The organism is Mesorhizobium tamadayense, assembly GCF_003863365.1.
GTDB lineage: Bacteria > Pseudomonadota > Alphaproteobacteria > Rhizobiales > Rhizobiaceae > Mesorhizobium > Mesorhizobium tamadayense.
This window is the reverse complement of the sequence record NZ_RQXT01000003.1, coordinates 251,992-266,253: the sequence shown is the minus strand read 5'-3', so window position 1 is coordinate 266,253 and position 14,262 is coordinate 251,992. Positions and strand designations below refer to the sequence as shown.

Sequence of the window (14,262 nt, the reverse complement as noted above, 5' to 3'; positions counted from 1 at the left end):
GATCCGTCGGGCGAGCCCATGCTCTCGATCGAAGACCTCAACTGGCCACAGCGCGCCGGCAGTAATGCACGGTCCCCGTGGCCAAGCTCGACGCCTCTCGCGCGACGTCACGTTTATTGCCGACTTGATGGCCCAGTGTGTCGTTCATCGTCGCAGAACTCGGTACCGACACCGACCCTTCATGCTGCGCCTCTACCTCCAACTTAGTGGTGGTATTTTACGACGCTTGTGGGCCTCTCATCTTCGTCGATGGGCGCCTATAGCCGCGTCCAGCGGCTTCATCTCCATTGCCGTCGCTATCTGGCATTTCGGTAGCGGCATTCGCGACGCTCAACCGTCCCATTTGCACGTCGTTGCCGTCGATCACCGCACGGATCGCTGAGCGGCCCAGGATGTGGGCTTTGCGTGGTATGATTTCGCGGTAGTTTTTTCGATCCCTGATGTGGCTCCGCCCTCACTACCGCCGAAGCTGCCAACCGCGCCGTAGGTCAGTTCGATAATCCAGGGAGGCACACATGAGGGTCAAGCTTACACTTTGAGGAAGGACTCGATGCCGGAAGCTCGAAGGGCTTCGTTGCGCCATGAGCGGTCATCATCGTAGCTGCCTTTCTGCGAGGTAGGTTCTTCTTTCCAAAAACAGCTTAGCTCTCAATTGCGGGAGACCCTCTGAGAGACATGTCGAGCCCGAGATTTAAGAGCATGGCCTTCTGATCGAGAACTTGCTGCCACATCTCAAAGGTCGTGCGACTGCCGGGGGCCAAACGGGGTTGCCGTTGGGTAAGTTTGATTTGACGTAGGGTCGAAATGGGACGTGAATAGCTCGACGACAGAGCCTGGCATCCCGCCGGTAATGTCCACGATTGGGGAGGTCCTCATGCGCATGTCGTTGGTTTCGATGATTTGCGGAACTGCTTTTGTTTGGTCGACCGCCGTGATTGGCCAAGAGGTCAAAGGAGAGTTTTCGTCTCCGAAAACCGATGAGGAGATGATTGCCAACGCTGTATCGGCAGCTCCGGAATCGATCGGAAAAAATGCAACAGTGATCGCCTTCGATGCGAAGGGAAAGGTGCGGACACTTCGGAAAGGCACGAACAACTTCACCTGCATTCCAGACGATCCGACCAATCCGGCTAACGATCCGAACTGCGTCGACGCAAACGGCCTAGAGTGGGTTATGGCGTTGGTGAATAGGAGTGAGCCGCCGAAGGGCAAAGTGGGCTTCGGCTACATGCTCCAGGGCGGTACTACGCCCAGCAACGTAGACCCTTTTGCAAAGAAGCCACCGAAGGGAATGAAGTGGATGCAGGAGCCGCCGCACGTGATGGTATTCAACTATGGCGGCAAACGAACAATCAAGGACTATCCGAGACCTGGCGAGATGGCGGACATGACACAGCCCTGGGTGATGTGGGCGGGGACCCCTTACGAGCACCTCATGATACCGGTCGGTGGTGCCAAATAGAGAATTGCCACCGAACCACAACCCTATTCCCGCCCGGCATACCTCGTGGCTGACTTTTGACGGCAATAGCCTCCCCTTCTCGCGAAGATGGAGTTTCCCATGCCTCGCTCAAAATCCTTTGCTTTGTCGCTTTTCGTGGTCTGCTTGCTGGTAGGAGCATCTTTCGCGGGGGCAGCTTCTGCCCACGCAAAGCTTGTCTCGGCAACGCCGGCAGCCGGTTCCATGGCGACGCCGGCGCCGACGGAGCTCAAGCTCAAATTTTCGGAAGGGGTCGAACTGAAGTTCACCGGCGTCAAGGTTGTCGGACCCAAGAAGGATGCCGTGGCGACGGGACCGGCTACGCTGGACCCGAAAGACAACACGCTGCTCATCGTCCCGTTCAAGGCGGCGCTTCCTGATGGCAAATACACGGTTGATTGGCACGTTCTGTCGACGGATGGCCACAAGACCAAAGGCTCCTACAGTTTCCAATCGATGCAGTAAGGTGACGTGTGAACGGCGCGCTCGTCCTTTGTCGCGTTCTTCACTATGGCTCAGCGCTGGTCCTGTTTGGGGTCGGCGCCTTTCAAGGCTGGCTGGCTCCGCCGGCTCTTGCGAATTCACTTGACGCAGCGCTCTGGCGCATCGTCAGGTTTGCGGCCGTCGTTGCCTTTTTGAGTGCCCTCGCCTGGCTCTTCCTTGCCTCGGGCGAGATGGGAGACGGGTGGAGCGACGATCCGATCACCTGGTATGACGTTCTCGCGGATACGGAATTCGGGCATGTCTGGCAGTTTCACCTGCTGCTGACTGCCCTCCTGGTAGGATTGGTCCTAAGTCGACCGGGCGGCCACTGGAGGCTGTTGTGCGTGTTGGCGGCTTTCCATCTCGGCGGCCTGGGCTTCATCGGCCATGCCGTGATGCTGGACGGGGCCGAAGGCTGGATAAGTCGCGCAAGCCATGTCGTCCACCTTCTGGCCGGCGGCTTTTGGCTGGGCGCACTGGCTCCACTGCTGCTGCGCCTTGGAAAGATTGGCGATGCCGAACTGCGGTTGGAAATTTCTGATGTACTTCGGCGATTTTCGGGCCTTGGCCACATAGCAGTGGCGGCGGTCATCGCGTCGGGCATTGTCAATGTGGCACTGGTGCTCGGCCAGTGGCCGACCGATACTTGATCGCCCTACCAAGCGCTTCTGCTTTGCAAGGGGGCTTTGGTCGCCGCGATGATCGGGTTTGCAATCGTCAATCGATACCTACTGGTCCCGAAGATAAGAACCCGCGGAGCTGCCTTGCGAGGTTTGCGCTTTTGCACACTGGCCGAACTGGCCCTGGGGGTCGGCGTGGTGGCCCTTGTCAGCCTGTTCGGCACCCTGCCGCCGCAATAGCCAAGGCCCGACGCGAATGTCTCAAATGGGTCACAATTTCCGGTTCCGAAAGCGTCGCGTCGATCGGTGTCATTGCGCCGCCGAGTGACGCAAGCCGCACGCTGTCGGACTTCTGTGCAACAGAATCTTCAGAGCCTAATTTTGTGATCACACCTTTGACCCCCCTCGAGGTTGACCCGCGTCTTCCTAGTGCCTAGGAGGATTCCGTTCAGTCACCTTTCCGGTCCGCGAAGGACGTATGGTGGGCCCGGAGGACGTATTCAAACTATTTGATCTCATTGGCTTTTTCGTGGGCCAAAATCAGAACTCTGCCTGTATTGTTTCGTATGGCCCCGCGACTGATAGCTGGTGATAGCGCCGGATCCGTCGGGGGAAATGGCTAGACGGGGAAAGGACCTCTCTGATCGTGGCGGGATCGCCGCTCGCCAGTTGTTACTCTGATCAGGCAGGAGCGTATTCGTTCGCCTCGAAGACATGATGATGGACACGTCCGGTAAACATCTTGAGAAGTTCGCCAGTCACATCACGGCTCTGAAACCGGACGTCGGACTGCAGAGCTGCGTTGCAAGCGTCCATGCTGGGATAGCGGATGGCGAGCGCCATGGCATAGACGGGGGCGCCCTCATCCCGTGCCGTGCCGTCCAGAACGCGCACTTCCTCGGCTCCGGGAAACTGCGTCCACAGCGGCACCAGCCTCTCCTTGACGAAGCGACGGAACTCGCCCTCTTGTCCGGGGTGGATTTTACCTTCGAAGAGAGCGTAGCGAATGATCATGGTCAAGGTTTCCTGAGTTTCTGCGGTTGAGACAGCTATCGCCCGCTGGCAGCAGTTCGAGGACCGAAATTTCCTGATTTGCGGTTGGAATGACATCGGCTTGCGGGCGCATCCCATAATGTGCCCGCATAGCTGCGGGCCTATTTGCCCCAGATTTTCTTGTACTCGTCCCGGTAACCGTTGCCGGGATCGAACGCATTGTTGGGGCCGCCGTCGAACTCGACATTGTCGGCCGTCACGACATGCAGCGGCGACAGGTAGCCTGACCATTTCTCGCCGGCGATGGCGCGGTTGAGCTCGTCGACCAGCTGCCAGCCCTGCAGGTTGAGTGGCTCGGCGACCGTCACCTTCTGGAACTGCCCGGCGCGGATGCGCTGATAGGCTGATTCCGAACCGTCGCCGGCGGCGACATTGATCGGCGCGTCGGTGCCGGCCTTGCCGGCCGCGGCAAGCGACGGACCCATGAAGTCGAAGTAGAGGTCGTTGATCGCCAGCGAATGCGTCCAGGCATCGCCGTATTTCTGCAGCAGCGAAGTGGTGAGCTGCGGCATGCGCTGCGAAGTCTCGGCAATCGGCGTGTCGACATATTCGAGCACCTTTCCGCCCAGCCGCTCGATTTCCGCCTTCATCTTGTCAGCCTTGGCGATGGCGATGGCGTAGGTCGAGTCGGTGAAGATAACCACACCGGGCTTGCCCTTGGCGTCGGCATAGGCCCAGTCGGCCGCAGCGGTCGAGACCTGCATGGCGTCGGTCGAGACATTGGCGAAGACGCCGTTCTTTTCGTCGGGCCCGATGACCGGTCCCGCATGCCAGGAGACCAGCGGGATGCCCGCGGCCTTTGCCTGTTCCAGCGCCGGCGCCTGCTCGACCGCATCGAAGCCGTTGATGACGATGCCGTTCGGCTTCAGCGCCATAGCCTGACCGAAAGCGGCGGTGCGCCCGCCGATCGAGCCGGCGCCGTCGATCACCTTGACCTCCCAGCCGATTGCCTTCGCCGCCTCCTCCACGCCGTTGGTGACGCCGAGAATGCCGCCGTTCTTGAGGTCACCGGCAAGCACCACGATGGTCTTGCCCGGCTGCGCCTTCGGACCGATGGTCGGCCCGTCCCAGGCGGTGGCCTTCTGGGCGTATTTCTGCACGACGGCCATGGCATCGACCATCGCATCTGCTCGCGCCTGCCCGGCGAACAGGGCCGGAGCGACGATGGCTACGGCCATCCAGGCGACTGTTGATTTCAAAATTGTCCTGCGATGCATGTTGGTTCCTCCCTTGGTTTTCAGAAATTGTAACTCAACTTCCGGCGGGTTTTGCTGGTGCCATGTCCCGCCACCGGGCCCACACCGGCAGGATGCGCGTTGACATAGATGGAATAGAGCGATGTCTGGGCGGTGATGTAGAGGCGGTTGCGCTTGGGGCCGCCGAAGCAGAGGTTGGAGACGATCTCGGGTACCAGGATGCGGCCGATCAGCGTTCCATCCGGCGCATAGACGCGGACTGCATCGGCGCTAGAGGCCCAGAGGTTGCCGCCGCGATCGACTCGGAACCCGTCGAAGAAACCGGCGTCACACTCAGCCAGTGTGCCGCGCGCCCGTGCCGAGCGGCTATCCTCGGCAAGATCATACGCCTTGATCGCACACGGCACCCCCTGAACATGGCTGGCGCCGGTATCAGACACATAGAGGATCGTCTCGTCAGGCGAAAACGCCAGTCCGTTCGGCTGGACCAGATCGGTGATGACCGCTGCGATCTCACCGTTGGCTTTGTCGAACCGGTAGACGTAGGATCCGCCGATCTCAGGCTGGGCAATCATGCCTTCATAGTGGCTGTCGATGCCGTAGATCGGATCGGTGAACCAGATCGTCCCATCCGATTTTACGACCACGTCATTGGGCGAATTGAGGCGCTTGCCGTGGACGGTCTCGACAAGACGTCGCCAGCTTCCATCATGTTCGAGGCGCGAAACGCAGCGTCTACCATGCTCGCAGGCGACGACCCTGCCCTCGCGGTCGAGCGTATGACCGTTCTGGTTGCCGCAATGCGTTTCGAAGACACTGACGGAGCCGTCGCATTCGTCGTAGCGCAGCAACCGGTCGTTCGGGATGTCCGACCACAGAAGATGCCTGGCGGCCGGGACATAGACCGGTCCCTCCGCCCAACGGCTGCCGGTCCATAGTTGTTCGAGCTTGGCATGGCCGATGATCAGCTTGGCGAAGCGCGTGTCCAGAATTTCGTAATCGCTCACGCCATGCCCCCTGGGCGCGTCGGCGGAACGGAGGCTGCCACCCGGCCCGGCAGCCAAATTCGACGATCGATCCTCATGTCTCGAGCCTGTCCCATCACTTTGCAGATTGCGGAACATGCTTGACCCCGGCCCTGTGGGCGGTACCGCGCTTGCGCTGGGCGTAGCCGGCGATGCCGATTGCAACCAAAAGTGTCACGCCGTTGAACAAGGGCTCCACGAAGAACGAGCCACCGAACTGCTGGATACCCGAGATGCCGACGGCGAGAATGATGACGCCGGTCATCGTGCCCCAGACATTGACGCGCCCAGGCTTGATAGTGGTCGAGCCGAGAAAGGCGCCGACCAGCGCCGGAAGAAGATATTCCAGCCCGACGCTGGCCTGGCCAATGCGAAGTTTGGAGGCGAGCAGCACGCCAGTCAGCGCCGTCAGCAGGCCCGACGAGACGAAGGCGCCGATGACGAAGCGACGCACCGGTATGCCGTTCAGCGCGGCGGCCTTCGGGTTGGCGCCGATGGCATAGACGTAACGGCCGATCGGCAGATATTCGAGGATGATCCAGAGTGCAACCGCGATCCCCAGCACGTAGAGGCCGGTGATCGGCAGCCCGAACACCATCGTGCCATTAAGCGAGTAGAAGCCGTTGGGCAGCACGCCCACCACCTGCCGGCCGCCGGTGTGCCAAAGCGCCAGCGCATAGAGCACAGTGCCGGTGCCGAGGGTGGCGATGAAGGAATCAATTCGCGCGACTTCAACCAGCAGTCCGTTGAGGAAACCTGTGGCGGCGCCGAGCAGCAGCACGATCAGCACCGCCAGCGGCCAGGGCACACCGAACATGGTCTGCAGGCTGATGGCGAGGATGTGCCAGAGCACGATGCCATAGCCAACGGTCAGGTCGATGCGGCCGGACGCCATCGGGATCATCGCGGCCAGCGACAACAGCGCGATTATCGCCTTGTCGGAGATGATCGAGCGCAGGTTGAGCAGCGTCGGGAAGGTGTTTGGCAACAGGATCGAGAACAGCAGGATCAGCAGCACCGTCAGGATCACCAGCCCGTAGACCGGCAGCAGCCGGACGATCTTCTGCGCCCTGGACAGGCTGGCCATTTCGCCACGGGTCGGCTCGAGTGCGCTGGATTCGATCGATTGCATGGCTTTGCTCCAGAACGGTCAGGCGGCTTCGGAAGCCGATGCGGCGGTGATCACGGCTGATGTGGTCAGTTGATCGCCGACCAGTTCGCGAACGATGCAGCCGCGCGAAAACACCAGGGCGCGATGGCAGATATGGGCGATCTCCTCGAAATCGGTCGACACCACGACGACGGCGAGGCCTGCTTCCAGCGCACGGCCGATCAGGCGGTAGATCTCGGCCTTGGCGCCGACGTCGACACCGGCGGTTGGGTCTTCGGCGATCAGCAGCTTTCGACCGGTATGGAGCCAGCGCCCGACGACTACTTTTTGCTGATTGCCACCGGACAAGGCCTCGATCGGCAGGTTCGGATCATTGGGGCGCAGCCCGACCGAGCCGCCGATCGCCTGTGCGAGGGCAGCCTCCTTGTGCGGCGCCAGAAAGGAGAACAGGCCGCGCTTGCCGGCGCCGGGGTTGAGGAAGCTGTTTTCCCGGATCGACAGGGAGCCCGCGATCGATTCCTCGGTCCTGTCGCGCGCAATCAGGCCGACCCCAGATGACATTGCTGCGATCGGGCTCGACAGGTCGGGCGCAACGCCGTTGATCGTCACCGAGCCTGAAAAGGCCTGGCAGCCGAATAGCGCCCGGCCGACCAGTTCCTGCCCGGCGCCGCGCAGGCCAACCAGGCCGAGCAGTTCACCCCTGCGCACTTCGAACGATACCGGGCCAGCGCCTGCGCAGACCAGGTCGCGCACCGCGCAGATCGTCTCGCCGGCCTGCGTCTCCGCCTTGGTGAACACCTGACTTACCGGGCGGCCGACGATCATTTCGACAAGTTCGTCGGGCCTCGTGTCGGCGACATTCTTCTGGCCGACCAGCTTGCCGTCGCGCAGCACGGCGACACGGTCGGCGATGCGAAAGATCTCGTCGAGACGATGCGAGACGTAGATCATGCCGACGCCGCGCTGCTTGAGCGGACGGATGGCGTCGAACAGCCGCTCGACCTCTTCGGCCGGAAGGCTGGCCGTCGGCTCGTCGAGCACCAGCACATCGGCCTCGGTGGCCAGCGCCCTGGCGATGGCGACCAGCGACTTTTCGGTGCGGGTCAGATCCTGGACCCGTGTCGTCGGGTCGAAATCGCAGCCGACCAGCTTCAGCGCCTCGTGCGCACGTTCTTCCGTGGAACGCCAGTCGATCAGGCCGGAGCGCAGCGAAAATCCCTGGGCCAGGCCGACATTCTCGCCGACGGTCATCCATTCGATCAGTCCGAGATCCTGGTGAATGAAGGCGACGGGCTGGCGCTGGTTCGGCTGAGGAGGGCGATGGTGATAGGGCTCGCCGCGAAACAGAATGCTGCCGCCATCGGGCCGGTAGATGCCGGCGAGCGTCTTGATCAGCGTCGACTTGCCGGCGCCATTTTCGCCGAGCAGCGCCAGGATCTCGCCCTTGCCCAGATCGAGCGTCACGTCGGAGAGCGCGCGGGTGCCGCCGAACTCCTTCGTAATCGACTTGAACTCGATCAGTTTTTCTGCGGCCAAGATGCGTTCCTCCCAAGATCGCCAAATGATGTTATCGATAACATTTCTGGGCGTCAAGCAACAAAATCAGGGACGGCCAATCAGCCGATCTTGCCGTCGAGCAGGCGCATCATTTCGGCCGAATCCTTCGGCCCCAGACCAGCAGCGCAAAGCAGGCGATGGATCTCAACCAGCTGGCCGGTCATCGGCAGCGGCGTCTTGGTCTTCAGCGCAAATGACTGCAATGAATCCAGATCCTTCAGCATGTTGTCGATGCGGCCCGTCGGCGAGAAATCGCGGTCGGCGAACTTCGCCATGAACTCCTGCAGGATGCTGGAATCGGCGCGACCGCCCTTGAGTGCTGCCGGAATTGCCTTTGGATCGACGCCGCCGGCTTCGGCGAGCTTCACCGCTTCGGCGATCGCCTGGAACAGAACCGCGCAGAAAAGCTGGTTGATCAGCTTGGTCGTCTGCCCGGCCCCGCTCTTTCCCATCAGCGTGTAGTTGGCGCAGAGGTGCTGCATCACCGTGCGGGCACGCTCGAAGTCGGCGGGGTCGCCGCCAGCCATGACCGTCAATCGGCCGGCGAGCGCGCCGGGAACACCGCCCGAAAGCGGGCAGTCGACCCATTTCATGCCGGTCTCGGCTGCGAGCTTCATCGCCATTTGTGCTGTGTCGGCCGGGTCGATGGACGACATGTCGATCAGCAGTTTCTCTGGCGATGCCGCCGCGGCGACACCGTTGTCGCCGAATACGACGGATCGCACGATGTCGGCATGGTTGAGGCTGAGGATGACGAAGTCGTTCGCCCGCGCTGCCTCGACGACCGAGGCGGCAGCGATGGCGCCTTTCGCCGTCAGGGCGGCGACCTTGGGCTTGTCGAGGTCGAACACCGTGACCTGCTGCATTGCCTCGATCAGGCGGGTGGCAATCGCCGATCCCATGATGCCGGCGCCGACAACGGCGACCTTTGCTGACGCTTGGGTCATCTCAACGTACCTCTTTCCTGGTCTTGGCAGCGGCTACGGCGCCGAGCGCGCCAAGCCTGTTCAGTGCCTGATCGGCGATCCGGTCGACCGCAGCATCGATATCGACGGTGATCACCAACTCCTCGCCGGCCGGATTCTCCAGCGCCGCCAACTGGGTGTCGAGCAAGGCCGGCGGAAAGAAATGCCCGCGGCGGTCGGCCATCCTGGTCTGCAGGATACCGCGCGATCCCTCCAGGAACACGAAGGACACCGGGCCGCCCGCCGCATGGCGAAGGCGATCACGATAGGATTTCTTCAAGGCCGAGCAGCTTATGACGAGCCCGCGGCCTTCCTGTCTTGCCTGGCGTAGCGCCGCGCCGACCACATCGAGCCACGGCCAGCGATCATCGTCGGTAAGCGGCATGCCCAGCGACATCTTCTCGACATTGCCGCGCGGGTGCAGCGTGTCGCCTTCGACGAAGGCAAGGCCAAGCCGTGCGGCAATGTCGATGCCGACGCTGGTCTTGCCGCAGCCACTGACACCCATCACGACGATGAGCGGAGCCTCAAAGGCAGGTCGTGATTCCGCCATCGACATAGAGCGTGTGTCCGTTGACAAAAGATGAAGCGGGGCCGGCCAGAAACACTGCCGCGCCCACCAGTTCGTCGACATCGCCCCAGCGGCCCGCCGGCGTGCGGTTGGTCAGCCAGGCTGAGAATTCGGGATTGTCGACCAGCGCCTGGTTGAGTGGCGTCTTGAAATAGCCCGGCGCGATGGAATTCACCTGCAGGCCGTGCTTCGCCCAGTCGGCGCACATGCCGCGGGTCAGGTTGCGCACCGCGCCCTTCGTCGCCGTGTAGGGCGCGATGTTGGTTCGCGCCAGTTCGCTTTGCACCGAAGCAATGTTGATGATCTTGCCGCGACGTCGCGGGATCATATGCCGCGCCACCGCCTGGCCGACAAAGAACACGCTCGAAATGTTGGTCCGCAGCAGCTGCTCCCATTTATCGGCGGGAAAATCCTCGAGCGGCGTGCGGAACTGCATGCCGGCATTGTTTATGAGAATGTCGATCGCACCAATGGTCGCTTCGATCCTGCTGACGCCCTCGACGACGGCTGCCTGATCTGTAACGTCGAAGACGGCGCTGCTGGCCTTGAAGCCTTTCGCCGAGAGCGCAGCGGCGGCCGCCTCGATCTTCCCGGCGGTGCGGCCGTTGAGTACGATTTCGGCGCCGTGCTGCGCCAGACCTTCCGCCAGGGCAAGACCGATGCCCTGCCCAGAGCCAGTGACCAGCGCCCGCATGCCGGTCAAGTCGAACAATGAACTGCCCACGTGATCCTCCGAAGGTACATCCCTGACAGCGGATATTATTTCCGCCGCTGCACCGCCAGTGCCTATTGACATGAATGTTATCGATAACATAGTCAATGGTAAAAGTGACCTCGCGGAGGAGATAACGCTGTGACCGACATATTGATGACAGGCCCCTATCCGGATTGGGACATGGGAGACCTCGAAGCGAAATATCGCGTCCACAAGCTTTGGCGGACCGAGGATAAAGACGCGCTGATCGCGTCCCATTCCGAAGCCATCCGTGCCATTGCGACGCGCGGCGAGCTCGGCGCAAGTGCTGCGCTGATGGCGAAGTTGCCCAAACTCGAAATCGTTTCCTGCTATGGCGTCGGCACCGACGCCATCGACCTTGCTTATGCCAGGAAAAACGGCATCCGCGTCACCAACACGCCCGATGTGCTGACCGAGGACGTAGCCGATATCGGGATCGGGCTGCTGCTGGCCGTGGCACGCAAGATCCCGCAGGCCGACAGCTATGTTCGCGACGGCAGCTGGCGCGAGGGCAACATGCCGCTGGTCACGCGCGTCTGCGGAAAAAGGCTCGGCATTGTCGGCCTGGGCCGTGTCGGCGCGGCGATCGCCAAGCGCGCGGCCGCCTTTGACTGCACCATCGCCTATTTCGACCTGCGCAAGCGCGACGACCTGCCCTATACCTTTGTCGGCGATCTCGTCGAGCTGGCGCGGCAAAGCGAGTTCCTGATCGTGACGCTTGCCGGCGGCGAAGGCACGAAGAACATCATCGATGCGGCTGTGCTGGCGGCGCTCGGTATGGATGGCATCATCATAAACATTTCGCGCGGCAGCACGGTCGACGAGACGGCGCTGCTTGCGGCGCTGGAAACGGGCAGCATCAAGGGCGCCGGGCTTGACGTGTTCTGGAACGAGCCGACCATCGACGAGCGTTTTCTCAGGCTCTCCAATGTCGTCTTGCAGCCGCATCACGCCAGCGGCACGGTGGAAACCCGCAAAGCCATGGGCCAGCTCGTTCGCGACAATCTCGCCGCGCATTTTAGTGGCCAGGCCTTGCTGACGTCGGTTGTCTGAGAAGGGACGCCAGCCATGAAGTCGATCGTCATCCACGCCGCAAAGGACCTGAGAATCGAAGAGACCGATCCCGGCATGCCTGGCGAAGGACAGGTCGAGATCGCCATCGAAGCCGGCGGCATCTGCGGCTCGGACCTTCATTATTACAACCACGGCGGATTCGGCCTGGTCCGCCTCCGCGAACCGATGATCCTCGGCCATGAAGTTGCCGGCACGGTGAAGGCTACGGGCAGTGGCGTTTCCACACTGGCTGTCGGCGACCGCGTCGCGATTTCGCCAAGCCGACCCTGCAATGCCTGCCAGTACTGTCTCAAAGGCATGCAGAACCAGTGCCTCAATATGCGTTTTTACGGCAGCGCCATGCCGATGCCCCATATCCAAGGCGCGTTCCGCCAGCGCCTGGTCGCCGAGACGTGGCAATGCCACAAGATTGCCGACCAGGTCTCCATCAACGAAGCCGCCTTCGCCGAGCCCTTCGCGGTGACGCTTCACGCCGTCAATCGGGCCGGATCCTTGCTCGGCAAGCGTGTCTTGGTCACCGGTTGCGGACCGATCGGTGCACTCTGCATTCTTGCGGCGCGCGTTCATGGCGCACGCGAGATCGTCGCCACCGATGTCATGGACGGCGTGCTGGCGAAGGCGCTGGAGATCGGCGCCGACCGCACGATCAACGTTGCGACGAACGGCGAAAAGCTCGGCGCCTATAATATCGAGAAAGGCAGCTTCGATGTGATGTTCGAGGCCTCTGGCAACGAACGCGCTGTCCGGGCGGGCCTTGATGTCTTGAAGCCGCGCGGCGTGCTGGTCCAGCTCGGGCTCGGAGGTGATATCTCAATACCGCAAAACCAGATCGTCGCGAAGGAGATCGAGCTGCGCGGCACCTTCCGCTTCCACGACGAGTTCGCGCTCGCGGTCGACCTGATCAACCAGCGCCGCGTCGACGTGAAACCGCTTTTGACTGGCATCTATTCACTCGACGAAGCGGTCGCGGCTTTCGAGATCGCCGGCAATCGAGACAGATCGATGAAGGTGCAGATCGCGTTCTGACCCGTTCGCCCGGAGCCGGCGAGGACTTAGGTGCTCTCACGTTCCACGACGCGATAACCGGTCAGGACGATCTCCTGCCCCTGCTTCTTCTCGGCGCCGCGGATAACCTGGATGAGCCTGCGAGCGGCCTGCCGACCGATGCCGTAGCAGTCCACATTTACGGTGGTGATCCCGGGATGGCAGAACGCGGCAACCTCGTAATCGCCGAAGCCCGCAATCGCGATGTCTTGCGGAACCTTCATGCCGCGGCGCTTGCATTCCATCAGTGCGCCGAAGGCTGAAAGATCCGACACGCAAAGCACCGCCTCGGTGTCGGGCCAGCGCTCCAGCATACTGACGATGGCCTGGCCGCCCTGCTCGATCGAAATGGGCGGAACGCCGAAGGAAACGAGGCGGCCAGTGGGTAGACCGAGTTCCTCAATGGCTCTTACGAAGCCTTCGCGTCGCTGGCTGCCACGCGTGTCGCGCGAGGTCGTGCCGCCAATGTATCCGAACTTTCGGTAACCTTTCCTGGCCAGCGTCTTGACCAGAAGACCCATAGCTTCCTCGTTGGAGAACCCGACCACCTGATCGATAGGCTTTGACGGCAACTCCCAGGTCTCGACCACTGGAATGCCGGCGCTTTTCAAAAGTTTGCGGGCGCGCTCCGTATGGGCACCGCCTGTCAGAATAATACCTTCTGGCCGCCGGCGAAGCATCGCTTCGATCAGCTTCTCTTCCTTCTCGACTGTGTAGTCCGTGTAACCGAGCAGCAGCTGCAGGCCGGTGCTCTCCAACTCGTCGGTTATGCCTCGTGCCGTGTCGGCGAAGTTGGAATTGTTAATCGAGGGAACGATCGCCGCGACAAAACCTGTCTTGCGCGACGAAAGGCTACCGGCCGACTGGTCGAGCACGTAGCCAAGCTCGTTGACGGCAGCCATAATCTTTTCGCGCGTGGCCTTGGAAACCCGGCTCCCCTCTTTCAGGGCGCGCGAAACAGTCATGGCCGACACGCCGGCGCGCAACGCCACGTCGGCCATCGTCGGCGCCTGGCTTTCAATGGGCCTCGACGATGCGGCCTTGCCCATTATGCTGCTCCAGTGGTCGGCCGCGCCGGCCGGTTCGGGGCAGATACCTCACGCATCGCCACATGGCCTTTGTCCCCCTTCATACACCACCTTCTGGAATCGCATCGCGGGTATATGTTATCGATATCATGAGGAACAGGCAACCGAGACGCGAGATTCCACCGGGCGAGCTGTATGGAGCGCGACGATTGCAGCCGGGCTTCCGTTGGGCAGCATCGTAAAGCTGGCGTCCGCGCCATTCGGGAGTCGCGAAGCTTCAAACCCCGTGCCCACAATTTTCCAGCGCCGGGAGGTTCCC

The 14,262-nt window shown here is 61.8% G+C and carries 14 protein-coding genes and 1 pseudogene; 6 read left to right on the top strand and 9 right to left on the bottom strand.

All coding sequences use genetic code 11. The features are described 5' to 3' along the window. The first annotated feature begins 874 nt into the window (after window positions 1-874). The 4 genes and pseudogenes from EH240_RS04465 to EH240_RS39995 all read left to right on the top strand — a co-directional run. Complete coding sequence (locus tag EH240_RS04465; protein ID WP_245435823.1) at window positions 875-1,462, top strand: hypothetical protein; 588 nt, start codon at window positions 875-877, stop codon at window positions 1,460-1,462. An 87-nt stretch (window positions 1,463-1,549) separates the two neighbouring features. Next, a complete protein-coding gene (copC, locus tag EH240_RS04460) occupies window positions 1,550-1,945 on the top strand; it encodes a copper homeostasis periplasmic binding protein CopC (protein WP_342634069.1) in 396 nt (131 codons plus the stop codon). A gap of 8 nt (window positions 1,946-1,953) precedes the next feature. Continuing rightward, entirely contained in the window at window positions 1,954-2,613 is a 660-nt protein-coding gene (locus EH240_RS04455; protein WP_124996200.1) for a copper resistance protein CopD, read from the top strand. A 12-nt stretch (window positions 2,614-2,625) separates the two neighbouring features. After that, window positions 2,626-2,823, top strand: a pseudogene (locus tag EH240_RS39995) (CopD family protein); the annotation flags it as partial. A gap of 441 nt (window positions 2,824-3,264) precedes the next feature. Here the strand turns inward: EH240_RS39995 and EH240_RS04445 are convergent. The 8 genes from EH240_RS04445 to EH240_RS04410 all read right to left on the bottom strand — a co-directional run bounded on the left by EH240_RS04445 (window position 3,265) and on the right by EH240_RS04410 (window position 10,755). Continuing rightward, window positions 3,265-3,597, bottom strand: coding sequence for a hypothetical protein (locus tag EH240_RS04445; protein ID WP_124996198.1), 333 nt, complete (start codon window positions 3,595-3,597; stop codon window positions 3,265-3,267). A gap of 140 nt (window positions 3,598-3,737) precedes the next feature. Further along, window positions 3,738-4,853, bottom strand: coding sequence for an ABC transporter substrate-binding protein (locus EH240_RS04440; protein WP_124996197.1), 1,116 nt, complete (start codon window positions 4,851-4,853; stop codon window positions 3,738-3,740). A gap of 20 nt (window positions 4,854-4,873) precedes the next feature. Continuing rightward, a complete protein-coding gene (locus tag EH240_RS04435; RefSeq protein WP_124996196.1) occupies window positions 4,874-5,839 on the bottom strand; it encodes an SMP-30/gluconolactonase/LRE family protein in 966 nt (321 codons plus the stop codon). Window positions 5,840-5,933: 94 nt separating this feature from the next. Next, window positions 5,934-6,989, bottom strand: coding sequence for an ABC transporter permease (locus tag EH240_RS04430; RefSeq protein WP_124996195.1), 1,056 nt, complete (start codon window positions 6,987-6,989; stop codon window positions 5,934-5,936). Window positions 6,990-7,007: 18 nt separating this feature from the next. Continuing rightward, entirely contained in the window at window positions 7,008-8,504 is a 1,497-nt protein-coding gene (locus tag EH240_RS04425; RefSeq protein WP_124996194.1) for a sugar ABC transporter ATP-binding protein, read from the bottom strand. Between the two features lie 80 nt (window positions 8,505-8,584). After that, window positions 8,585-9,472 carry an NAD(P)-dependent oxidoreductase gene (locus tag EH240_RS04420; RefSeq protein WP_124996193.1) on the bottom strand — a complete coding sequence of 296 codons (888 nt, stop codon included), beginning with the start codon at window positions 9,470-9,472 and terminating at the stop codon, window positions 8,585-8,587. A 1-nt stretch (window position 9,473) separates the two neighbouring features. Then, window positions 9,474-10,049 (bottom strand): gluconokinase, encoded by a 576-nt coding sequence (locus tag EH240_RS04415; RefSeq protein WP_124996192.1) that lies wholly within the window; start codon window positions 10,047-10,049, stop codon window positions 9,474-9,476. Then, entirely contained in the window at window positions 10,018-10,755 is a 738-nt protein-coding gene (locus EH240_RS04410; RefSeq protein WP_245435828.1) for an SDR family oxidoreductase, read from the bottom strand. Before EH240_RS04410 ends, EH240_RS04415 begins: the two co-directional genes overlap by 32 nt. A gap of 174 nt (window positions 10,756-10,929) precedes the next feature. Here EH240_RS04410 and EH240_RS04405 point away from each other — a divergent pair, with 174 nt between their 5' ends. Beyond that, a complete protein-coding gene (locus EH240_RS04405) occupies window positions 10,930-11,850 on the top strand; it encodes a 2-hydroxyacid dehydrogenase (RefSeq protein ID WP_124996216.1) in 921 nt (306 codons plus the stop codon). 15 nt (window positions 11,851-11,865) lie between these two features. Next, on the top strand, window positions 11,866-12,897 hold the full coding sequence (locus EH240_RS04400) for an L-idonate 5-dehydrogenase (protein ID WP_124996190.1): 1,032 nt from the start codon (window positions 11,866-11,868) through the stop codon (window positions 12,895-12,897). A gap of 26 nt (window positions 12,898-12,923) precedes the next feature. On the opposite strand, the gene EH240_RS04395 is transcribed toward EH240_RS04400, so the two are convergent. Next, window positions 12,924-13,964: a LacI family DNA-binding transcriptional regulator gene (locus EH240_RS04395; RefSeq protein ID WP_124996189.1), complete on the bottom strand. Its 1,041-nt coding sequence runs from the start codon at window positions 13,962-13,964 to the stop codon at window positions 12,924-12,926. Window positions 13,965-14,262: the final 298 nt, after the last annotated feature.

Excerpts from the sequence above, each read along its gene's own strand:
- EH240_RS04465 (WP_245435823.1), top strand. The coding sequence starts at position 875 with ATGCGCATGTCGTTGGTTTCGATGATTTGCGGAACTGCTTTTGTTTGG.
- copC (WP_342634069.1), top strand. The coding sequence starts at position 1,550 with ATGGAGTTTCCCATGCCTCGCTCAAAATCCTTTGCTTTGTCGCTTTTC.
- EH240_RS04445 (WP_124996198.1), bottom strand. The coding sequence starts at position 3,597 with ATGATCATTCGCTACGCTCTCTTCGAAGGTAAAATCCACCCCGGACAA.
- EH240_RS04440 (WP_124996197.1), bottom strand. The coding sequence starts at position 4,853 with ATGCATCGCAGGACAATTTTGAAATCAACAGTCGCCTGGATGGCCGTA.
- EH240_RS04430 (WP_124996195.1), bottom strand. The coding sequence starts at position 6,989 with ATGCAATCGATCGAATCCAGCGCACTCGAGCCGACCCGTGGCGAAATG.
- EH240_RS04420 (WP_124996193.1), bottom strand. The coding sequence starts at position 9,472 with ATGACCCAAGCGTCAGCAAAGGTCGCCGTTGTCGGCGCCGGCATCATG.
- EH240_RS04415 (WP_124996192.1), bottom strand. The coding sequence starts at position 10,049 with ATGTCGATGGCGGAATCACGACCTGCCTTTGAGGCTCCGCTCATCGTC.
- EH240_RS04410 (WP_245435828.1), bottom strand. The coding sequence starts at position 10,755 with ATGCGGGCGCTGGTCACTGGCTCTGGGCAGGGCATCGGTCTTGCCCTG.
- EH240_RS04405 (WP_124996216.1), top strand. The coding sequence starts at position 10,930 with ATGACAGGCCCCTATCCGGATTGGGACATGGGAGACCTCGAAGCGAAA.
- EH240_RS04400 (WP_124996190.1), top strand. The coding sequence starts at position 11,866 with ATGAAGTCGATCGTCATCCACGCCGCAAAGGACCTGAGAATCGAAGAG.
- EH240_RS04395 (WP_124996189.1), bottom strand. The coding sequence starts at position 13,964 with ATGGGCAAGGCCGCATCGTCGAGGCCCATTGAAAGCCAGGCGCCGACG.